This window comes from Nostocoides jenkinsii Ben 74 (assembly GCF_001046875.1).
GTDB lineage: Bacteria > Actinomycetota > Actinomycetes > Actinomycetales > Dermatophilaceae > Nostocoides_A > Nostocoides_A jenkinsii.
In genome coordinates, this window is the sequence record NZ_HF571038.1 from 1,686,139 (window position 1) to 1,707,643 (window position 21,505).

The 21,505-nt window shown below is 64.9% G+C and carries 16 protein-coding genes and 1 pseudogene; 10 read left to right on the top strand and 7 right to left on the bottom strand.

All coding sequences use genetic code 11. The features are described from left to right. The first annotated feature begins 130 nt into the window (after positions 1-130). The 4 genes and pseudogenes from BN13_RS07845 to BN13_RS07860 form a co-directional block, all read left to right on the top strand. Positions 131-1,228 carry a tyrosine-type recombinase/integrase gene (locus tag BN13_RS07845; protein ID WP_048548993.1) on the top strand — a complete coding sequence of 366 codons (1,098 nt, stop codon included), beginning with the start codon at positions 131-133 and terminating at the stop codon, positions 1,226-1,228. Further along, complete coding sequence (locus BN13_RS07850) at positions 1,225-3,450, top strand: tyrosine-type recombinase/integrase (protein ID WP_235433975.1); 2,226 nt, start codon at positions 1,225-1,227, stop codon at positions 3,448-3,450. The genes BN13_RS07845 and BN13_RS07850 overlap by 4 nt, the downstream gene beginning before the upstream one ends. Further along, complete coding sequence (locus BN13_RS07855) at positions 3,440-3,841, top strand: DUF6262 family protein (RefSeq protein ID WP_048545813.1); 402 nt, start codon at positions 3,440-3,442, stop codon at positions 3,839-3,841. Before BN13_RS07850 ends, BN13_RS07855 begins: the two co-directional genes overlap by 11 nt. Positions 3,842-3,942: 101 nt before the next feature. Next, positions 3,943-4,155, top strand: a pseudogene (locus BN13_RS07860) (transposase); the annotation flags it as partial. Positions 4,156-4,209: 54 nt separating this feature from the next. Here BN13_RS07860 and BN13_RS07865 read toward each other — a convergent pair. From BN13_RS07865 to BN13_RS07885, 5 genes are read right to left on the bottom strand one after another with little or no spacing between them, the layout of a single operon-like run. Then, entirely contained in the window at positions 4,210-5,952 is a 1,743-nt protein-coding gene (locus BN13_RS07865; protein ID WP_084733636.1) for an ATP-dependent nuclease, read from the bottom strand. After that, positions 5,949-9,020 carry a type III restriction-modification system endonuclease gene (locus BN13_RS07870; RefSeq protein ID WP_048545819.1) on the bottom strand — a complete coding sequence of 1,024 codons (3,072 nt, stop codon included), beginning with the start codon at positions 9,018-9,020 and terminating at the stop codon, positions 5,949-5,951. The genes BN13_RS07865 and BN13_RS07870 overlap by 4 nt, the downstream gene beginning before the upstream one ends. A gap of 3 nt (positions 9,021-9,023) precedes the next feature. Next, the gene (locus BN13_RS07875; RefSeq protein ID WP_084733935.1) at positions 9,024-10,964 is read right to left on the bottom strand and encodes a site-specific DNA-methyltransferase; all 1,941 of its coding nucleotides are present in this window, start codon (positions 10,962-10,964) and stop codon (positions 9,024-9,026) included. Positions 10,965-10,989: 25 nt separating this feature from the next. Continuing rightward, the gene (locus BN13_RS07880) at positions 10,990-11,664 is read right to left on the bottom strand and encodes a DUF4391 domain-containing protein (protein ID WP_048545824.1); all 675 of its coding nucleotides are present in this window, start codon (positions 11,662-11,664) and stop codon (positions 10,990-10,992) included. Further along, a complete protein-coding gene (locus tag BN13_RS07885; protein ID WP_235433976.1) occupies positions 11,661-14,942 on the bottom strand; it encodes a helicase-related protein in 3,282 nt (1,093 codons plus the stop codon). The genes BN13_RS07880 and BN13_RS07885 overlap by 4 nt, the downstream gene beginning before the upstream one ends. Before the next feature lie 288 nt (positions 14,943-15,230). Here BN13_RS07885 and BN13_RS20910 point away from each other — a divergent pair, with 288 nt between their 5' ends. Both BN13_RS20910 and BN13_RS07895 read left to right on the top strand, forming a co-directional pair. Beyond that, positions 15,231-15,524 carry a type II toxin-antitoxin system TacA family antitoxin gene (locus tag BN13_RS20910; protein ID WP_048545826.1) on the top strand — a complete coding sequence of 98 codons (294 nt, stop codon included), beginning with the start codon at positions 15,231-15,233 and terminating at the stop codon, positions 15,522-15,524. Beyond that, entirely contained in the window at positions 15,521-16,030 is a 510-nt protein-coding gene (locus BN13_RS07895; protein ID WP_048545828.1) for a GNAT family N-acetyltransferase, read from the top strand. The genes BN13_RS20910 and BN13_RS07895 overlap by 4 nt, the downstream gene beginning before the upstream one ends. Before the next feature lie 46 nt (positions 16,031-16,076). Here BN13_RS07895 and BN13_RS07900 read toward each other — a convergent pair whose 3' ends face one another. Then, the gene (locus BN13_RS07900) at positions 16,077-16,970 is read right to left on the bottom strand and encodes a LysR substrate-binding domain-containing protein (protein ID WP_048545830.1); all 894 of its coding nucleotides are present in this window, start codon (positions 16,968-16,970) and stop codon (positions 16,077-16,079) included. Positions 16,971-17,053: 83 nt separating this feature from the next. Here BN13_RS07900 and BN13_RS07905 point away from each other — a divergent pair, with 83 nt between their 5' ends. Genes BN13_RS07905 through BN13_RS07915 form a run of 3 tightly spaced genes read left to right on the top strand, consistent with a single transcriptional unit; the run spans position 17,054 to position 20,551 of the window. Next, positions 17,054-18,136 (top strand): diaminopropionate ammonia-lyase, encoded by a 1,083-nt coding sequence (locus tag BN13_RS07905; RefSeq protein ID WP_048548996.1) that lies wholly within the window; start codon positions 17,054-17,056, stop codon positions 18,134-18,136. A 12-nt stretch (positions 18,137-18,148) separates the two neighbouring features. Beyond that, positions 18,149-19,402 carry a Zn-dependent hydrolase gene (locus BN13_RS07910; RefSeq protein WP_048545832.1) on the top strand — a complete coding sequence of 418 codons (1,254 nt, stop codon included), beginning with the start codon at positions 18,149-18,151 and terminating at the stop codon, positions 19,400-19,402. A 3-nt stretch (positions 19,403-19,405) separates the two neighbouring features. Beyond that, positions 19,406-20,551, top strand: coding sequence for a M20/M25/M40 family metallo-hydrolase (locus BN13_RS07915; protein ID WP_048545833.1), 1,146 nt, complete (start codon positions 19,406-19,408; stop codon positions 20,549-20,551). 146 nt (positions 20,552-20,697) lie between these two features. Here the strand turns inward: BN13_RS07915 and BN13_RS07920 are convergent, their stop codons facing one another. Continuing rightward, positions 20,698-21,168: a MarR family winged helix-turn-helix transcriptional regulator gene (locus tag BN13_RS07920; RefSeq protein ID WP_048545835.1), complete on the bottom strand. Its 471-nt coding sequence runs from the start codon at positions 21,166-21,168 to the stop codon at positions 20,698-20,700. A 72-nt stretch (positions 21,169-21,240) separates the two neighbouring features. On the opposite strand from BN13_RS07920, the gene BN13_RS07925 reads away from it, so the two are divergent. After that, positions 21,241-21,423 carry a hypothetical protein gene (locus tag BN13_RS07925; protein WP_048545837.1) on the top strand — a complete coding sequence of 61 codons (183 nt, stop codon included), beginning with the start codon at positions 21,241-21,243 and terminating at the stop codon, positions 21,421-21,423. The last annotated feature ends 82 nt before the right edge of the window (positions 21,424-21,505 follow it).

Sequence of the window (21,505 nt, forward strand, 5' to 3'; positions counted from 1 at the left end):
AACGCGATCGTTATCTTGAGCCAGCTTCAGGGTGTCGTTGATGTAGCCGATGGCCTGGATCGGTCCCCCATCGTGCGTGCTGGACGTGCTTATCTGCAGCCGTCCAGCAGGCATGGTCGTGGGAGGTTCGGTGTTCGTTGCTCGAGTGGTGGTGTCCGGCTCGCGGCGTGAGTCGTGGACGGTGGTCGGTGAGGACGGGCAGCTCGTGGAGCCGGCCGAGCGGTTCCTGTCGTTCTTGACCGATGCGGGACGGTCGCCGAACACGGTCAAGGCGTACGCCCATGACCTGAGGGACTGGTTCGCCTTCCTCGCCGGTCGTGCGCTGGACTGGGCCGCGGTGTCGGTCGAGGACGTCGCGGCGTTCGTGGCGTGGCTGCGGCTGCCACCTTCAGCGCGTGGCGCAGGGGTGGCGGTGCTGCCGCTGGGCGAGCATTGTTCGGCTGCGACGATCAACCGCAAGCTCGCGGCGGTCGGGTCGATGTACCAGCACGCGAGCCGGTCCGGGCTTGCGGTGCATGCCGCGTTGAGCGTGTGGCGGCCTGCGGGCCGGCGGGGCGGGGCTCGCGGGTTCCTGCACCACGTGAGCAAGTCCAGGCCGGTCGCCGCGCCGGTGGTGCGGGTCCGGGCGGGACGGCGCACACCGCGCACCCTCGACCGGCAGGAGGTCGAGGCGCTGATCGGGGCGTGCCAGCGGCGCCGGGACCGGCTGCTGCTCGAGGTGCTCGCGAGCACTGGGATGCGAGTCGGTGAGGCGCTCGGGCTGCGGCATGAGGACTGGGACGCGGCCGAGCGGCAGGTGCGGGTGATCGCCCGTGACAACGACAACCGGGCCCGGTCCAAATCGTTGGTCCCGCGGACGATCCCGGTCCCGGCCTCGCTGGTCCGGTGCTACGCCGACTACCTGATCGAGGAGTACGGCGAGCTCGACAGTGACTACGTCTTCGTCAATCTGTGGGGTGGGCGCGTCGGTTCACCGCTGAAGTACGCGGCGGTGTACGACTTGGTCCGGCGGTTGCGTGCCCGGACCGGGATCGACTTCGACCCGCACTGGCTGCGGCACACGTACGCGACCGGGCTGTTGCGCTCCGGTGTGCCGGTCGAGGTCGTCTCCTCACTGCTGGGGCACGCGTCGGTGGCCACGACCTCGAGCACGTACGCGCACCTGACCGTGGCCGACACCCGGGCCGCGCTCACCCGTGCCGGTGTGCTGACCGAGGACGTGTCGTGACCTCGGCTATCGTGCTGCCGCTACCCACCGGCAGCGAGGCAGCGTGGACGGCTCGGGTCCGCATGGCGCTGCGGCCGGAGTTCGCGGCTGACCGGCTCGTGGTCGGCGTGAACGACCCGGCCTACTCCGCGGGGCCATGCCTGGTCGAAGGCTGTCAGCGGCTGGCGCGCGGGCACGGGATGTGCGCCGGGCACCACGCCCGGTGGGCCAAGGCGGGCCGGCCCGATGTGGACGAGTTCGTTGCGAGCACCGATCCGGGCTGGGCACGTCAGCGCCCGAACCGGGCTTGCCGGGTCGAGGCGTGCGGGTACGGGGTAGCACGAAAAGGTCTGTGCCAGTTACATGCTCAAGGGTGGGAACGTTCCGGGCGCCCCGACTTCGAGCAGTGGCTCGCCGCGGGGCCACCGCCGATCAAGGCGCCGGTCGCCGAGGCGTGCCACGTCCCGGGATGCTTGTTGTGGCCGCAAGCGGCCGGGCCGTTATGTCACGCCCACCACAGCACGTGGCGCGCGAACGGGCGCCCGGACCCGGTGGTGTTCGCTCGTGAGTTCGCCGCGCTCCGGGTTCCCTCGGACCAGGTGATCGTCCTGGCCCGGCTGCCTGAGCCGCTGCGCTGGGAGCTGGCCTACGTCATCCAGTGTCGGCACGACGAGCGTGCCAGCCGGACACCTCCGGAGGTCGTAGGGCGCCTCGTGTCGTTCCTGCTCGAGGCCGACGTTCCCAGCCTGCGCGACGGGGACGAGCGGTCCTGGCGTAAGGCGTTCACCGCGTCCGGGCGACGCGACAGCAACGGCCGTGGCCTGCTCGTGTACGCCCATCAACGGGTCGCCGACCTCGCCGCCGGCAGCGGCTGGGTGGCCGAGTACCCGCGCGAGGTATGGCAGCTGCGCCGGCTCGGCTATCCCGGCAACCTCACCCTCGACTTCACCCGGATCGCCCAGCCGTGGCTGCGTGAGGCGACCAAACGGTGGACCCGGCAACGGCTGGCCACCGGTGTCGGGCTCGAGGCCGTCCGCCGCGGCCTGACCGCGGTGACCCGGCTCGCCGGCTACCTGCAGCAGGCACGGATCGACGCTCCGCAGGCGCTCACCCGGGTCGTGCTCGAGGGCTACTTGGCCGACCTTTCCACCGGCGTCCCAACCGCCCACCGACGCCAGGTCCACATCGGGCAGCTGCGCGGTTTCCTCGAGGCCGTCCGGCAGCGGGGCTGGGCGCCGCTGCACCCGACCGCGGCCCTGTTCACCGACGACAACCCGCCCCGCCCGCAGCGCGGGCCGCGCGCGGTGGCCGAGCATGTGATGGCCCAGCTCGAGGCGCCGACCGCGATCGCGGCCTGGTCCGACCCTGCCGGGGCGGTGATCACCCTGATCCTGATCCGCTGCGGGCTGCGCGTCGGCGACGCGACCAGGCTGTCCTACGACTGCCTGGTCACCGACCCCAAAGGCGCGCCCTACCTGCGCTACGTCAACCACAAGATGAACCGTGAGGCCCTCGTCCCCCTCGACGAGGAACTGCACACCCTGATTCGTGCCCAACAGGCACGCCTCACCGCCGAGGCCACCGCGCCGCCGGTGCTGTTCCCGCGGCCGACGAAGAACCCCGACCGGGCCATCCCGCTGAGCACCTCCACCTACCGGGCCGCGTTGTATCGGTGGCTCGAATCCCTCGACGTACGAGACGAACACGCCCATCGCGTGCACTTGACCCCGCACCAGTGGAGGCACACCCTGGGCACTCGACTGATCAACCGGGACGTGCCCCAAGAGGTCGTGCGCCGCATCCTGGACCACGACTCGTCACAGATGACGGCCCACTACGCCAGGCTGCACGACGACACCGTCCGCCGGCACTGGGACGCCGCCCGCAAGGTCGACATCACCGGCGCCGCCATCCCCAGCGAACCGGGCAGCCCGCTGGCCGACGCCGCCTGGACCGGTCACCGCCTCGCCGCCGCGACCCAGGCACTGCCCAACGGGCACTGCGCCCTGCCGATCCACAAGGCATGTCCCCACGCCAACGCGTGCCTGACCTGCCCGATGTTCCTGACCACCGCGACCCACCTGCCCGCTCACCGCGAGCACCGCGCCCAGGTCATCGAACTGATCACCCGCGCCGAGGCCCAAGGCCGGACCCGAGTGGCCCAGATGAACCAGGACGTGCTGAGCAACCTCGAGTCGATCATCACCGCGCTCGAACACCCCGAGGAGAACGATGAGAGCTGACAACAGCCGCCACCTCGCCAAGGCCGCCCGCTCCCGCGCGGAGCAGACCCGTCGCCGTGCCGTCAGCACCCTGCGGCACCTGGCCACCACCGAGCAGACCATCACGGTCAGCGTGCTCGCGCAGCGCGCCGGGGTATCCCGATCCTGGCTGTACACCCAGGCCGACCTGCTCGCCCAGATCCGCGCGGAACGCCCACGGCGGACGACAGTCCCTGCCGTGCCCGCCCGGCAGGCCGCCAGCGACAGCTCCCTCAGGCAACGCCTGCAACTCGCACACCAAAGGATCGGCGAACTGGAGGCCGACAACCAGCAACTGCGGCACGCCCTCGCCCAAGCCCTCGGCGACCAGCGCGCGCGACACGCCCGAGACCCACTCGAAAACCGCCCCTGACGACGAGCCCGGACACGCCCCCGAACACCCTCGTCCCGGACACGTCCAGCACGAAAAACCGCAGGTCAAGGCACCAGCCCGGCCAGTGGCTCAAGATAACGATCGAGTCGTTGAATGCCCGCTATCGGCGCGCGGTCATCGCCCGCGGGCACTTCCCCACCGAACAGGCCGCCCTCAAGGTCCTCTACCTCGTGACCCGAGGGATGGACCCCAAAGGCACCGGTCAGGCACGATGGGCCATGCGCTGGAAGCCAGCGCTCAACGCGTTCGCCGTCACCTTCGCCGACCGCATGCCAGCAGCAGAGAACCTCTAACAATGAACGTCAGAACCACCGTTCGTCGGACAGACCCGTCCCCGCCCCGAACCTTCACGGACTTCCTGTCTTAACCCGGGCGGCGCGAGCCATATTGGGCAACTCACGACGCAAACTCTTATACGAATTCGGCAGGCTCGTTGCAGGGAGGCCTGACACAGCCTTCAGAAGTGCCTCTTGCGACTTGATCTTCTTGCTGTAGTTGACAAGAAGTTCGCGCTCCGTTCTTGCACCAACACCGATCTTGCAGTGGTGGAAGAGACGCTCACGCGGTTCCCGCGCCGCGACGAGATCAACCTCCAATGAGTATCGGAAGCAGAAGAACCCAACCCCCCGAAGCAATTGCATTGCTGCGGAGTGATTACCGTGGAGGTTCTTGAGGACATTGCCTCGCGCGGTTGCTTTGGGGAAGAGTTCCTCCAGTAGCGTCCCGGGCTTCGGGTTTGGGCTGTATTGGGGATAGCCCTGAGTGTCAAGACTCGTGCTTCGTTCTGGCCCGCGATAATGAAGGAAGTAGTCCTTGTCCACGACGTACGCAGACTGGATGCCGAGGCCGCGCAGAAGGAAGAACATATAGTCGATCGATTCGACTCCGTCAAGGGAGATTACGCTCATGCCCAGCGACTCCATATCCTCGCCTGCGTCAGTCAGCAGCTGGGATACGACTGCAGCATCTATCGGGCTCTCCGTGACCACAACAAAGTCCGCGAACAGAAACTCCGAGTTCCGTCGCCGATGAAACTTGTAGTACTTGTCCCGATCCAGGCCGTGTGCCGTGAAGAATCCACTGCCAATCTGTGCCAGCTCTACCTCGAGGTCCCTTCGCTTGCCGCCTATCCTCCTGCAGAGCACGACATGCTCATGGTCAAGCGCATCGACAATTGTCGGAGAGTGCGTCGTAAATACCACTTGCAGGTTCACCTCGGTCAGACGTCGCATCAACTGCTTCTGCGCTTGAGGATGAAGGTTCTGTTCCGGCTCTTCGAAACCCAATATGAATGTGACGCCTCTAAGCTTAGCGAGGCTTGAATAGAGCGCGAAGACTGCCATGCTCTGCGTTCCGCTCCCGCTGTCGGAAAGGGGGAAGGGCTGACCCCCTTCCGAAACCGTGAGCTCCAGGTTCTGAAGCAGGAGCCGATAGTCAGGGGGCACTGAGTAACTTAGCGCGAACTGAAATGGTCCATCCAGCGGCGCGACTTGACGAAGTTGTTTCTCCAGGCCCTGAAGGGATCCCTTCTGCAGGGACTTTCCCATTTTGGCGACCTGGGGGCTCATCCGGTCACGCTGTCGATTGCGCGTCACCCACTCCTCAACAGCGCGCGCCAAAAGTCCGCGGGATGGATCGTGAGCCACCTCGTGATCGCGGCGAACAGGAACCAAGGCAAAAGAGATGTGTTTCCCGAGTTCCTCATGAAGGTTCTGCGGCGCCGTAATCCACTTCCCCTTGACAAGAAGCTCCCACACTGGCGCTTTTTTGAATTTCAATCGCGCCCTCACTTCGCCCGCGCCGGGTTGGGAAGCAGGAACGTCCGCTCCGCCCAGACCCGTCATGGTGACTTCGATGACAGCTTGGGAAGTTCGGGTGAACGCATGTCTACCCGACTCGAAGTCAGCTCGCTCCTCCTCGAAGTTGAAGAATGCGTTGAGTGCTCGTAGCACCGTCGACTTGCCGGATCCGTTCTGACCCACCAGGGCAACGGTTTCGCCGAGTTCAATGTCAGCGCGACCTATGGCTCTGAACTTCTCGATTCTCAGTCGAGTAACACGCGCCTGAACATTCTCTCCACCGGCCTTCATGCTGTGACCAGCTGCATGAGCTCGGTGTAGTCGGTCACCACGTCGTACTTGACGTCAGTCTTGTCGAGCGAGTTGAAGAACTTTCGGGCGCACTCGATCTTGGCGGTCTCGACCCCCTTGAGCTGGAGCGTCGACATCGAGCCCTTGGTCTCGGCGACGAAGTAGACGTGCTTGATCTTGGTGGTGTCGTCGCGGAAGGCGATGGCCCAGTCGGGGTTGTAGTCGCCGACGGGCGTCGGGATGGAGAACCCACGCGGCAGCTTCGAGTAGACGACGACCTCGTCGCTGACGTCGAGCTTCTCGACGAACGACCGTTCCACCTTGGAGTCGGCGACGACGTACTCGTACACGCTCTTCTTCAGCTTGTCGCCAGCCTTTGAGAGGTCCTGAGCGGCCTGATTCTCGGTGAAGATCGACGAGTCGTAGCGGTGGTCGAGCGGGTCGTACGTCAGGTGCTCGACGATGACGGTCGCCTTCTGCTCGTTGATGAGGCGGGCCGCCTCCGTGATGAACTGTTCAGGGTTCTGCTTGAACTTGGCGAACGTGCCGGGGTTGATGTGGGTGAGGATCGCCGCGCAGGTCCGGCGGGTGAGCTGGGTCTTCTCCGCAATCTCGCCGAGCAGGTCGTACTTGACCGTGGACCCTGACGAGACGGCGGAGTGCTCGACCTTCGTCTCGGACACCTTGAAGCCTGTGCCGGCTTCGAGCTGCTCTAGTTCGAGTCCGACGACCTGCTTGCCGGCTTCGACGAGGTACTGCATGACGGTCACGTTCAGCGACTTGTCGAGGGTGCGGATGCAGTTCTTGATCAGCTCGTCGGAGTCGAACTCGACCTGGTAGACGGCCTTGTGATTGATGCGGCTCCAGAGCTCCTGGAACTCGCGCTTCTTGAAGTTCGCCTCATTGAAGGGGATCTTCTTTGGCTTGCGGCCATCGACTGGCTTGGGGATGTCGAGGTAGAGCGCATCGACGAGTGGCCACACGAAGTCGATCATGGGCTTGAGCGCCTCAGCTGTGGGTGCTGCGAGGGTCCCGTCGGCGCGGGCGTCCTTGTACGCCTGCGTGACGAGGCCGTCGTCGTCAGTGTAGTCGTGACGAACCAGGTGATTGTAGAGAGACTGGGCGATTGACTTCTCCAGGACACTCGTCGTGCCGTCCGCGAGTTTGATTTGCTTGCCGGTGAAGTAGTCGACGCTGGCCTTGCGTGGGCGGGCCGACAGCGACTCGATGATCTCCTTCTGCAGGGCTGTGACGAAGTCGGTGTAGGACTCGTCGGTGACGACGGTCAGTTCGTTGATGTCGTGGACGGTGACCGGGTTGTCCATTCGCTCCCCGTGCTGGTCGACCGACAGGCGGAGGCCGCGGCCGATCTCCTGCCGCCGGGTGGTGGTGTTGTCGCTCTTCTTGAGCATGCCCATCACGAACACGTTCGGGTTGTCCCACCCCTCACGCAGCGCCGAGTGCGACCAGATGAATCGCACGGGCTCCTCGAACGACAGCAGCCGCTCCTTGTCCTTCAGGATCAGGTCGTACGCGTCGACGTCATCCGACTGCCCCGCGAAGTCACCGCGCGCAGCGATCTTGCCGTCGACGGATCGGCCGGTCCTCTTGTCGATCGAGAAGTACCCCTCGTGCGTCGAGCGCACAGGAATGGCTTCGACATGCTTGCGGTAGCGCTCGGCCGCGTCGTCGAGGTCCAGCTGGCCGAGGAAGTCGGCGAGCACTGCCTCGTACTCCTCCTCAAATACGCGGGCGTACTCGCCGAGAGTGTCTTCGCGGTCGTAGTCGCGGTACTTGGCGACTTCGTCGATGAAGAAGAGCGACAGTGCCTTGATGCCCTGCGCAAACAGCTGGCGCTCCTTGTCTAGGTGGGCGCGGATGACCTCGCGAATCTGGATGCGGCGCTTCTGGTCCTCGGCAACGTCCTGGGTCACCTCGCCGGCGCCAATCATGTCGCCGTTGCTCAGCTCGACGATGTCGCGGTTCGCGTCGACATCGCGGATGAAGAGGCCCTTGTATGCCTCGATGCCGCCGGAGATGTCGTGCAGGTTCATGCCTTGGCTCAGCCGCTTGACCTGCCGCCTGATACCCTGAGCGGTTTGCACCTCAAGTTCGACGCGTGCCTTCGGGAAGTCCGCCCCCTTGCCTACCTCCAGTCCGTCGACGTACAGGTACGCCGAGCTCCCGGCCAGGTGCTTGACGGTGATGCCGCGGACAGCGATCTTCTTGACGAGCTTCTGGTTGTAGGCGTCGATCGCGTCGAGCCGGTGGACCTTGGTGCGCTGGATCTTGTGTGTGGCCGAGTAGCGCAGCGCGAACAATGCGTTGAAGGCGGCGAGGGCCTCCAGCGACTTTGACGGCTTCTTCGCGTCGCCCTCAATCTTCTGCGGTTCGTCGATGATGAGGATCGGGCGGTTGGCTGCGATGACGTCGATGGGCTTCCGCGATTGGAAGTCGTCGAGCACTTCGTAGATGCGGCGGGCGTCCTTGCCGGTGGCGTTGAAGGCCTGGATGTTGATGATCATCACCTGGACACCGGAGTCGGACGAGAAGCGCTCCACTTCGTGCAGACGCGATGAGTTGTAGATGAACGTCCGCGGCTTGGTGCCGTACAGCTGCTGGAAGTGCTCCGCGGTAACGTCGAAGGACTTCTTCACGCCCTCGCGGATCGCGATGGACGGCACGACCACGATGTACTTCGACCAACCGTACCGCTTGTGCAGCTCCATGATCGTCTTGATGTAGACGTAGGTCTTCCCTGTGCCGGTCTCCATCTCGATATCGAGGTTGATCGGAGCCGCGGACTTCTTGACCGGGTCCTTGAGGTCCTTCACCAGTTCCAGTCCGCGCGCCCGTTGCACCCCATGCACATTCGTCAGGATCTGCAGCGGCGTCAGCGCGATCTCGGCGTTACGCAGACCAGCATCGTCCACCAAGGTCGGTGCGGCCGCCTTGCCGGGGTCCATCCGGTACTTCACGCCGTCCGCGTAGGGCTGACCAGAGAACACGTCGACGACGCCATCAACGGCGTCCGTCTGATACTGCTGGACCTTGAACTGGAGCTTCATCGGTCAGATCGCCCTAAGCTCGGTCTCGGGCGAAACCTCGCGGAAGATCTGTTCGGCATTGATGCGCGCCGCGTCATCGACAAATCCCGCATCGAGGAACACAGCGCGCAACGGGTGCCGGCTCGCGATCTCCTTGATGACTTCCTCGGTGATCTCGTCCGAAAAGCAGGCAACTAGCGCGTCTTCGGCTGCTGAAAGGATGCGTCGACCTGCGACCGTCTCGACCACGATCGGAACTGAGAGGTCGAGTCCCCAGTCGAGCAGCACCTGGAACAACAAGTCCTCGTCCGTGCGGTCCGCCTTCACACTGCCGATCGCATCGGAGAGGGCGAGCTGCGCCAAGGCGTCCGGGGTTTCGAGCGTGTCGGCCATGTTGCTCGTGTCGACCTGCAGCGAACGGAAGCCAAAGTCCAGATCCACACTCAACAGTCCCGCTCCCTGCTTGAGGCTTGCGCCCGCACGACGCAAACGTTCACGGGCGATGCTCGCAATAGTCTCGTAGTCCGGGTGATCAGCCGCCTCGTCTAGTTGCACGAGGATGTACCGGCGATGCCCGCCATCTGCGGCGTTCATCTCCATGACGGCATGCCCCGTAGAGCCTGAACCGGCGAAGAAGTCCATGATCACAGCGTTCTTGTCCGTTGACGTCGTGGCATTGATCCACGTCGCTAGAACCCCTGTGTCTTTCGGATAGTCAAAGTACTTGCCACCGAGAAGTCGCGCGAGCGCATCGCTAGCTGGCGCGCGTTCCTGCGAAACGACGGGGCGGATCGCCTGTGTCTCCATGTCGCTTAGGAGTCGCTTGAACCTTGGAGTGGTGGAGTGATCAGCGCCGAAGAGGATTCGTCCTTGTTCGATCCGCTGCGCCATCGCCTCACGAGAGAGCCGCCAGCCGTTCTCATGCATCGGCACCGGTTGGCCGGTTACTGGATGATGGACGTCATACATCAAGTTCTCGCGGGGATTCGGACTCGCGAGGTTGTCACGCGTGTAGATCTGTCCAGACTGATCGATCTCGCTATAGGCCTTTAGGCCCGCTTCCACATCCGGCTTGCTCCGCCACCATGCCCGAAACAACTCCGTAGCTCGCTTCGCGTCATGCCCGGACTCCTCCCATACGCGCTGGCCCGCGGCGACGACGTCCTCGTAGCCTCGCTTCGGGCCTTTGAATCGGACGTCGCGATCCACCAATACGGATCTATTGCGAGCGAAGATCAGCATGTAGTCCAAGCCGCCCGCGGTGAACCTAGCGTCGTTCTTCCCAGACCCCTGCCATGCAACGTTGGCCAAGAAGTTGTCGCCGCCGAACACGAGCTCGAGCAATGCACGGACATTGCCGTGTTCGTGGTCATCGATAGCGACAATGAGAATGCCGTCCTCGGCAAGCAGGCTTCGTGCAAGCTTGAGCCGCGGGTACATCATGCTGAGCCAAGCTGAGTGGTATCGACCATTGGACTCGGGATTGGCCACCAGTCGTTCGCCTAGATCCGACCGCTGACCCGAACGGGCCAAGTACTCGGAAGTCGTCTCGGCGAAGTCGTCTTCGTAGACGAAGTCGTTTCCTGTGTTGTAGGGCGGATCGATATAGATCAGTTTGATCTTACCGAGGTAGGACTCTTGGAGGAGTTTGAGAGCGTCGAGGTTGTCGCCCTCGATAAACAGGTTCCTCGTGGTGTCGAAGTCGACTGACTCCTCACGGACGGGTCGCAGCGTCTTGGCGATCGGTGCGTTCGCCGCGAAGGCTGCAGCGCGCTTCCCGGGCCAGTCGAGCTGGTAGCGCTCTTGAGGCCCCTCGACGATGTGGTCCGACAACTCTTGGCGGAGGAGGTCGAAGTCCACGGCGCGCACTCGGTTCCCGTCCGCGTCGACCGACTCGGTGATCACGGTGGGGAAGAGATCGGCAAGCTTCTCGACATTGGCTGCCGTCAGGTCGGGTGAGGTCATGCGCAACTTCTCCACTAGGGGTTCCTCAGTTCGTCGTTGTCATGGTCGAGGCGTGTGTCGGGTCCGTCAGGTCAGCGAGGCTGGCCTGCTGTGTCTTAAGGGCACGGCGCAACTCGACCTTGCGGTTGAGCTGCGGCTCTGCCTTGAGCTTCCGTGTCAACGCGGAGATGTCGCGCTCGAGGCGCGCGATTGTCGCGAGCCGAGCAGCTATGTCTGCCACTTGCTCACCGGGGCGTATCGGGGTGGGCAGCAGTGGGTCGAGCAGCGCGGCATACAGATTTGGGAGTGTGATGCTGGGAGGCAGGGGTCGGCGGCGGTCGCCGTGGCTCCACTCGGTGGAGTAGTACCGCTGACCGGGGACCCCGGCTTTGAGGGTCGCGGTCATACGGTGCCCTTGAGTGGAAACGATCTCGAAGATGACGGGTTGCTTGATGGCCTTGTCGATGGTCGTCAAGACCGAGGCGTCGACGTCCGCTCCCTTGGCCTTGACGACCAAGACTTGAATCTCTGGAATCTCGCTGCTCGGTGGCAGGTTGATGGTCGACTCCGCCAGCTTGTAGGCCCAGGTGATGCCGTCGACCTCTGCGACGAACCGTGCGCGAACAGCGGAAGTCACCCCACCGTGCTCGTAGAACTTGGTCTTGGGGATGGCCTTGCCGAACCTTGCAGCTTCGGGCCAGCGGTAGAGAACATCGGTCATGCCGTGGTCCCGTCGTGGCTGACGACGGCGATGAAGGCGGTGAGTTCGAAGTCATCAAGGCCAGTGATGGACTGGGTCAGTGCCGTCGTGGGTCCATCGGTGAAGAGGCTGTCGACGTCCTGCTCCTCAGTGACGTCGATCATGGTGCGGATGGCGGTGGTGAGGAGTGCGGAGTACTTCCCCATCATTGCGCCTTCCTTAGTCTCCACGTTGAAGGTGCGCGCGACCTCGCTGACCGGCTCTTCGTACGGGCGGCAGCCGGCCCGCAGCAGATCGAGGAGATGCTTTGCCTCGGTGTGGTCAGCAACGAGGTTGCCGTCGTCGTCGAGGTAGATGAGGTAGTGCGGGTGCAGGCGGTTGCCCCGGTTGATGTGCTCGTCGGCATTGACGTTCCGGAGGGCGAAGATGACACCAGGAACGAGGCCCTTTGCTCGGTCGGCTGGGACGACTGCGTGGAGTCCCTTGGGGGAGGTGGCAACGCCGTCGTTCTCCCTCATGTAACCGAGGAGGTCCATGCGGAAGTCGTTCAGGCCGAGGTCGGTGATGGAGACACCGGACCGCACGTCTTCCAGTTCGATGACCTCGTCCTGGAGCTTGCGCAGCTGCTCTTTGCGGAAAGCGGCCTCGCTTCCTTCAAGGGTGAGCACGTTGTCGTCGGCTGTGCCGGCAAGATCCGCGATCACCATGCGGTTCTCGACACGTTCCTTGAGGTTGATGTATTCGTCCAGGCTGATGTCGGGCCAGAAGTTGACCATCTGGATGTGCGCGTTCGTTGACCCGATGCGGTCGATGCGGCCGAAGCGCTGGATGATCCGGACCGGGTTCCAGTGGATGTCGTAGTTGACGAGGAAGTCGCCGTCCTGGAGGTTCTGGCCCTCGCTGATGACATCGGTGCCGATGAGAATGTCCAGTTCGGCGGTCTCCTTGGGCATGGTCAGGTGCCGCTGCTTGGACTTCGGCGAGAACAGGGTCAGTACCTGTTGGAAGTCGTAGCCGCTGCCGAGGGTCGTCTTAGCTGTATGGCTGCCGCCGGTCACGATCGCGGAGGAGAGCCCACTCTGCTCGAAGTCTGGTGCGAGCTGGCGGTAGAGGTAGCTGGCGGTGTCCGCGAACGCGGAGAAGATCAGGGCCTTCTTGTTGCCGGGGTTGATCGGCTGGGCGACCTTGGCGAGGATGAGGCGCTTGAGCTCTTGGAGCTTCAGATCGTGCTCGGGGGTGATCTTGCGCATCTCGTCCAGCAGCTCGCGCAGAGTCTCGCGGTCGTGCCACAGGTCGCGCTGCCAGGACTCGATGTCCACGTCGGCGAGGTCGACCTTGATCTTCGCGCCGAACGAGAGCGCTTCGACGTTGGCGTCCTCTGCGTCGTCGACGTCGAAGTCCATGTCGCCCAGGTCGAGGTCGATCTCGGTTAAGGCACCGGCGTGCAACTCCAGCCGGGTCAGCGTCTGGTTGACGGCCCCTTCGATCTTGTCGAGCGTGATCCTGAAGGCCTCGACTGAGCTCTCGAGTCGTTTGAGCAGGTTGACCGTCATGAGCTTCTTCAGGCCCTGCTCACGCCCGAACTGGCCGAGGTTGTCCCGCGCGGTGCCGCCCTTGACGTTGTAGAGGTCTTCATACTTCTCCCGGCGGCTCGGGAACACGTAGGCCAGTGGGGTGTAAACGGCGAGGGTGAGCACCTGCAGTTGGGCGAAGATCTCGTTGAAGCTCGGCACGCTCGGCAAGTCGGACAGCGGCATACGCACCGATCGCGGGGCAAGCCGCTCGGGAAAGGCGCCGATCTCCGTGGTGTCGTAGAAGGCCTGGATGTGCTTGCGGGAGCGGGCGATCGTGACTGAGTCGAGCAGCTCGAAGAAGTCGAAGTCGAGCATCTTCAGGATGCGGTCGGTGGTGCGTTCCTCTGGGTCGAGCTTGGACCACTCGTTGAAGACCTTCTGCGCATCACGGAAGACCTGTTCGACAGTGCTCGAGATGTTCAGGTGCTGCGCCAGGTTCTCAGACTCGCCCTCGTAAGCGAGCTGCAGTTGGTTCTTCAGGTCGTTGAAGCGGTTGTTGACCGGTGTGGCCGAGAGCATCAGAACCTTGGTCTTGACCCCTTCCTTGATCACCTGGCGCATGAGTCGCTGGTAGCGCGACTCCTTCTCCTCGGCGTAGTCGGCGTTGCGGAAGTTGTGGGACTCGTCGATGACGACCAGGTCGTAGTTGCCCCAGTTGATGCGGTCGAGGCGAAGGCCCATCGACTCTCCCCGCGTGCGCGAGAGGTCGGTGTGGGCGAGGACGTCGTAGTTGAACCGGTCGCCGGCGAAGATGTTCGTGGTCAGGTTGGCGTTGTAGTTCGTCCAGTTTTCCGCCAACTTCTTCGGTGTCAGCACCAGGACGGCCTTGTTGCGCAGCTCGTAGTACTTGATCACGGCCAGTGCCGTGAAGGTCTTTCCGAGGCCGACGCTGTCGGCGAGGATGCAGCCGCTGTACGTCTCCAGCTTGTTGATGATGCCGACGGCGGCGTCGCGCTGGAAGTTATACAGGCTCTGCCAGACCTTGGTCTCCTGGTAGCCCGTCCGGTCGTTGGGCAGCACGTCCTCGCTGATGTCCTCGAGGAACTCGGTGAACAGGTTGTAGAGGATCAGGAAGTAGATCCGGGCAGGTGAGTTCTCCGCGTAGACGCTGGCGATGTGGTCGTGAACCGCTTGCGTCACGTCCTGCACCTGGGCGGGGTTGTGCCAGATCTGGTCGAACAGCGTGAGGAACTGCGAGGCCATGGGTGCGTCGATCTTCTGCACCATGTTGGAGACGGCGTTTCCGGGCTCGTAACCAAGATCGGCCGTCGTGAAGCCCTGCAGCGGCATGTAGGCAGCACGGTCGTCGACCACGGCGAACTGCTGCATGGGGTTGCCGATGGCGTTCGAGCGGAACGTCACCTTGTCCCGGATCCACGAGGCGCACTCCCTGGCGATGGCGCGCTGGGTGAGCTTGTTGCGGAGCCTGATCTCGAACTCCGAGCCATAGAGGCTCGACTCGCCGCGGGTGCCTGACGGGATGAAGAACTCTCGACGTTCCTTGCGGAGCCGGTCCGTTGCCTGGCCGTTGACGAATGAGGGAGCAGTGAAGAGGAACTCCAACTCGCCGACCTGCTCCAACTCCTTGCGGAGAGCCTCGAAGGCGAAGATCGAGAAGGTCGATGCAGCGATGCGGACCCTTGAGCCAACGGTCACCTCGATCTTGAGGTCATCCCCGAGGGTTTCGTTGACGTTGTCGATGATCTTCACTTCGAATGGACCCAAGCGGTCGTTGGTTCCCATAGGTGCCGCTCTGCATCGATGACCCAGAGTCGCGATGATGGATCGTATGGGCCGTTGAAGACTGAGTCAGTCAGCTCCGCCTGACTGTCTTCCTTTTCCATACCCTCCCCACCTCCAACAATGCGCTTGGTTCGGGCGACTCTACCCATGGAGTTGAACGACACGCTTGGTCACGCAGGGTGATCTACGACAGCCGCGGCAATCACGGATGTCACGATGCAGACGAGACAGCTAATGTATATGCATTGACAATACGACCAACGGAGCGCCATGGGCACCGCCACGACACGACCCACCAAGTCTCAGCAGCTGAATTTCCGCACGACCCACAGGCAGGCCGACCTGCTTCGACGCGCGGCTGCGGCCTCGGACACGACCGTGACGGACTTCGTCCTTGATAGCGCGGTCGAGCGGGCCGAGAGGGTCCTCGCTGATCAGCGGTGGTTCGGTATTGATCAGGCTCAGTGGGATGAGTTCGTCGCACTCCTGGATGCACCCCTCCCTTCGACCGAGAGGTTCCACGCCCTGAAGAGTCGGCCCGATCCGTTCGTCGATGGGACATGACCGAGCCGGTTCACCGTCCTCGAAAGCTCGATCGGCAGGTCCATCTCTCGGAGTTCGACAGCGGCGCAGCGGAACTCGACGTGTGGTTGCAGCGGTTCGCGTGGGAAAACCAGCGGGCAAACAACGCCGTCACCTATGTCGCAACAATGGGGACCCGCGTCGTGGGCTACTACGCGATCGCTACCGGTGCGGTCGAGTTGGTCGATGTGCCCCCACCGCTGAAGCGGGGCACGAGACCCGACCCGATGCCCGTGATTGTGCTTGCGCGACTGGCCGTCGATCGATCGGTGACCGGGCGCGGCATCGGGGCCGGTCTGCTTCGGGATGCCTTGGCGCGATGCGCCCTGCTCAGCGAATCCATTGGTGCTGCAGCACTTCTCATCCGCGCTCGCGACAGTCAGGCTCGCGACTTCTACCTCAAACTCGGAGACTTCGTCGCATCCCCCGCATCTGAGCTGCAGCTGATGGTGTCCATGAAGGAGCTACGGGCCCAGTTCCTCGCCTGACAGGTGGGACGGCGCTTCCGCGGATGTGCATTATCAACGCGGCTGGTCACGAACGGGAGGCGAGGAGCACCAAAGCGTGACGCACCGCGAGGACCGCGGGGTGGGTGGCGCTGCCTTGGCGCACCACCGTCTCGAGCCGCCGGTGAGGGGACGCGCGGAGGGTGAGGGTGCGGCAGCCGTCAGGCAGCCCGGTGGCGAAGGCGAGGGCGGGGAGGAGCGCCATACAACGGCCACTGGCGACGAGATCAAGGTGGAGGCGGAGGTCGGTGGCTTCGAAGCGGACGTCGGGGAGGAAGCCGGCGGCGCGGCATACGGACTCGGCCCACTGGCGAGAGGTGGTGCCCGCGGGCTCGAGGACCCACTGCGCCTCGGCAAAGTCTGCGAGCGATCGGCGGGAGCGGGGAGTTGTCGACGGCACCACCAGAAGCAATGGGTCGTCGGCGAGCGGGGCGGCATCGAGGTCGGCGGGCCAGGGCGAGGCGTCGCCGGGATAACGCTCTGTCAGAACGAGATCCAGGTCGCGGGCGCGCAGGCGCGGGATGGCGACCTCCGGTTCCACCTGACTCGCCTCCACCCTCAGACCAGGGTGTGTGGCCGAGAGCCACTCGACCAGCGCCGGGACGTATGCCGACATCGCGCTCTGGAAGGCGGCGATCCGCACCGTCCCGGTCAGCGTGGTCAAGGACGCGGCGACGTCGGCCTCAGCTTCGTCGAGCACCTGCAGGATGCGTTCAACGTGACCCACGAGCACAAGCGCTTGCGGGGTGAGCCGAACGCCACGTCCGTGCGGCTCCAAGAGCGCGACGCCGACGTCCTTCTCCAGCTGGGTGAGCTGCTGCGAGATCGTCGACGGGCTGTAGGCAAGCGCTTCGGCCACCGCGGCCAAGGTGCCGCGATGACTGAGTTCGCGCAGGACACGCAGCCGGCCAAGGTCATACATCGCGCATTCCTTTAGATCGTCAATGAGTAATCGTCAAAAACATTCGCTGGACCACAGAGTGCCAGAGCCCTAGCGTCATGACCATGACCACGGACAGCACACCGCGCAGCGGCGCGCACCACCACCGCGCCGGCGCCCGCGATTGGAGCGCTCCCCCACCCCTATCGTCGGCGCGTGCCTTCCACCGCACGCTGCCCGGCTACGCGCCGACCCGCCTCGCCGTACTCCCCGAGGTTGCCCGCGAAGTCGGTCTCGGACGGGTCCTCGTCAAGGACGAAACCAACCGTCTCGGCCTGCCAGCGTTCAAGGTGCTCGGCGCGAGCTGGGCTGTGCACCAAGCGCTTTCGGCCCTGGAAGCGGCCGGCGAGCCCCGCCCGCCGCGCCTGACCACGGCCACCGACGGCAACCACGGCCGGGCCCTGGCCCGCACGGGGGCGCTGCTCGACATACCGGCAACGATCTTCATCCCCGACGGGGTTCACCCGCAGGCGGCCGACGCCATCCGGGCCGAAGGCGCCGAGGTCGTGGCCACCGGACTCGACTATGACGGGGCGGTGGCGGCCGCCACGGCATACGCCCACGAGACGGGCGCGCTGCTCGTCCAGGACACGGCGTGGCCGGGGTATGAGGAGATTCCCGCCTGGATCGTCGAGGGCTATCGCACTCTCGTCGAGGAGGTCGATGAGCAACTCGCCGCGGACGGCCGCACACCCGATCTCGTCGTCATCCCTGTCGGCGTCGGGTCACTCGCGCAGGGCGTGATCGAGCACTACCGCACCCCCGGCCGCGCCGCCCGCCCGGCCCTCCTCGCCGTAGAACCCGTCACCGCCGCATGTGTCCTCGCGAGCCGGCAGGTCGGCGAACCCCTCTCAGTCGCCACCACCGCGACGACAATGGCCGGCCTGAACTGCGGTACGCCGTCGAGCGCGGCCTGGCCCGCGCTCTCCGAAGGACTGGATGCCGTTGTCGCCGTGACGGATTCGGAAGCCCGCGCCGCCCAAGCCATCCTCCGCGCCGCGGGCATCGACGCCGGCCCGTGCGGCGCCGCGCCACTCGCTGGACTCCTCGCCATGGTCGCCACCGGCGCGCTCGCCGACCTCAATCTCCCCGCCGACGCCACCGTGGTGCTCTTGTGCACCGAGGGCGCCGCCGCCAATCCCGCCTGAACGGACCTGACCATGGACACTCCACTGCACATCAACGGCGAGCGCCTCTGGTCGCGCCTGATGGAGCTCGCCGAGGTCGGGGAGTATGACGCCCACTCCGGCCTGCGCGGCGTCAACCGGCTCGCGCTCACCGACGCGGATTCCGCGGGTCGTCAGCTCGTCGTCGGATGGATGCGCGCGGCTGGCCTCGCCGTGCGAGTCGACGCCATGGGCAATGTCTTCGCGAGGCGAGGCGGCACGGATCCCGATGCCGCCCCGGTCATGTCCGCGTCCCACATCGACAGCGTCGCGACCGCGGGTGCGTTCGACGGATGCCTCGGCGTGCTGGCGGCTTTGGAGGCCGTGCAGGCCCTCGACGAACTCGCGCTCTCCACGCGGCGGCCGATCGACATCGGCTTCTTCACCGAGGAAGAAGGCGTTCGCTTCGGCACCGACATGCTTGGCTCGGCGGTGGCGTGCGGGCGCATCGACATCGCCCACGCGCACGCCCTAACAGACGCCGAAGGCACCACTCTCGCAGCGGAATTGGCCCGCACCGGATGGAACGGAACGCATCCGGCCCAGCTCGAACCGCCGCACGCCTACGTCGAATGCCATATCGAGCAGGGCCCCGTTCTCGCCGCCGAGGGCCTGACTCTTGGCGTGGTCACTGGCGTCCAGGGCATCAGCTGGCAGGAGGTCACCATCGAGGGCCGCTCCGCGCATGCTGGGACCACCCCCACCGAGCTCCGGCGCGATGCCGGTCTTGCCGCCGCCCGCGTCATCACCCACGTACAGGAACTCGTCGACTCCCGTCGGTATGGCGAGTTGCGCGGCACCATCGGTCAACTGCGACTCGCCCCCGGACTGACGAATGTCGTTGCGCACCAAGCCATCCTGACCGTCGACCTCCGCAACCCCGACGAAGAGGCGCTGTCGGCGGCGGAAGGCGAGCTCGCGGCATACCTCAAATCCTTGGAAGAAGCCGGCCTGACCGTCCGCACGAAGCGGATGGCGCGCACGGCGCCGGTGCCCTTCGATGAGGGTGTGCAGAAGGCGATCGCGCAGGCGATAGAGGATCTTGGCCACGAGTTTCGGCACCTGATCTCCGGCGCCGGACACGACGCGCAGGAGGTGGCCGCGATTGCCCCGACGGCGATGATCTTCGTCCGCGGCGAATACGACGGGATCAGCCACAATCCGAGGGAGTATTCGACCCCCGAGGCCTGCCACGCGGGCGCCGACGTGCTCGCCACCGTGCTTTACCGACTCGCGAACGAGGACTAACGAATGACCGACATCTCCCCCGAGCTGCTGTCGTTGCTCACGGATCTGGTTGCCATCGACTCGGTCAATCCCGGGCTCGATTCGACCGGTGCGGGCGAGGCGCCGCTGGCCGATCATCTCGAAACTTGGTGTGGCGAGCGGGGACTCGCGGTGACCCGACACGGATCACCGGAGCGTCCGAGCCTGCTCATCTCGACCACCCGCGGCGCGCCCGGGCCGACGCTGGTCCTGTGCGGGCATCTCGACACCGTCGGCCTCGCCGGGATGAGCGAGCCGCTCGCCCCGCGCATCGAGGGCGGACGTATGCATGGTCGGGGCACCTATGACATGAAGGGCGGCTTGGCGGCGGCTCTGGTCACGGCAGCACGGCTCGATGTTCCGGAGCACCGCGGCCGGATCGTCGTGGCCGCCGTCGCCGACGAGGAGAACCTCAGCCAAGGCATGGAGGACGTCCTCGCCTCGCTCTCCGCTGACGCCGCGGTCGTCACCGAGCCGACCGAGTTGGAGGTGGTGACCGCGCACCGCGGCTTCGCGTGGCTGACGGTGACGGCGTATGGCGTTGCCGCGCATGGCTCTCGGCCACACCTTGGCGTCGACGCCATCGTCGCCATGGGTCCGGTGCTCACTGGCCTGGCGGAGCTGCAGACCACCTTGGCCGAGGCCGCGCATCCGTTGCTCGGACCGGGGACCGTGCACGCATCGCTGATCGAGGGCGGCACGGAGGTCTCGACGATTCCGGACCGTTGCGTCCTTCGGGTCGAGCGCCGCACCCTGCCCGGCGAGTCGGGAGCCACGGTGCTAGCCGAACTCGACGCCGTCGTGGATCGCGCTCGCGAAGCGATGCCGGACGCGCGCTTCGAGGTGACGCTGGACCTCCAGCGCGAGCCACTCGAAACCAGCGCCGACCATCCGCTGGTGCAGGCCGCTTTGGACGCACGCGAGGCGGTCGTGGGGGCGACGAGTTCTCCTGCGGGAGCGAGCTTTTGGGCCGACAGCGCGTTGCTGGCCGGCGCGGGCATACCGACAATTCTGCTGGGCCCGATCGGGGAAGGCGCGCACGCCGACGTCGAATGGGTCGACCTGGCGTCGGTTGAGCAGACCGCTCAGATCCTGTGCAGCATCGCCGAGCGACTGCCGCGGACGCAATAACCTGGCGCGGACGCAAAAGCTCTTGCGTCCGCGCCAGGTTATTGCGTCCGCCAGTCCCCGTCCGTCACGTTATTGCGTCCCGGGGACGCCTGAGTCCAACCTCAGCTCGTTGGGCGCGCACCTCTGGGAGCCAGCCACGATGAGCCCTATCCTCCGTTGGCGTGAGCACGCCGCGTTGCTTCGATCACGACGTGCAGCCGGTCGCGCAGCTCTTCTAATTCAGTTAGAGGCATGCCGAGGCGTGCGACGATGCCAGCCGGCACGGCCGGGGCGTACGCGCGCAGGGCCGCGCCCTCCTCGGTTAGCGTGACCGCGAGGGCCCGCTCGTCCTTCGCGTCGCGGGCGCGCGTGACATATCCCACGGCTTCCAGCCGCTTGACTAGCGGCGACAAAGTGGCCGGTTCCAATGACAAGCGGCCAGCGAGCTCCGTGAGGGAACTCGGTGATTTCTCCCAGAGTGCGAGCATCACCAGGTATTGCGGATGCGTCAGCCCCATCGGCTGCAGTAGCGGTCGATACAGCCCGATGACATTGCGAGCGGCGACAGCGAGGGCGAAGCAGACCTGTTGATCGAGCGCCAGCAGGTCAGAGGCGTACGTGTCAGCATCGGTGCTCATGAGGCGCCCAGTCTATCTCGTGCTAATATTTAGGGCACTAGTTATTAGTGCCCTAAATGACAGGACTGCATCATGAGCAAGCCCGAATCCGACGGTCTCTCCCTCCTCTATCGCATCGGCTGGAGAATCCGCTACATCGGCTGGCACCTGTATGGCCCAGCTCAACAGGATGGCCCTAGCGACCCCCACTGGCGCCTTCGCGAGGAACGACGGCAACGCGTCGAGCAGGCCCGCTTGCAGCGCGGTCAGAACTGAACCTGGGGAAAGCCACCAGAAATGGCGCTTTACGTGGACCCGGTGGCCGCCGCTGCGGGTCAGGTTATTGCGTCCGCGAGCC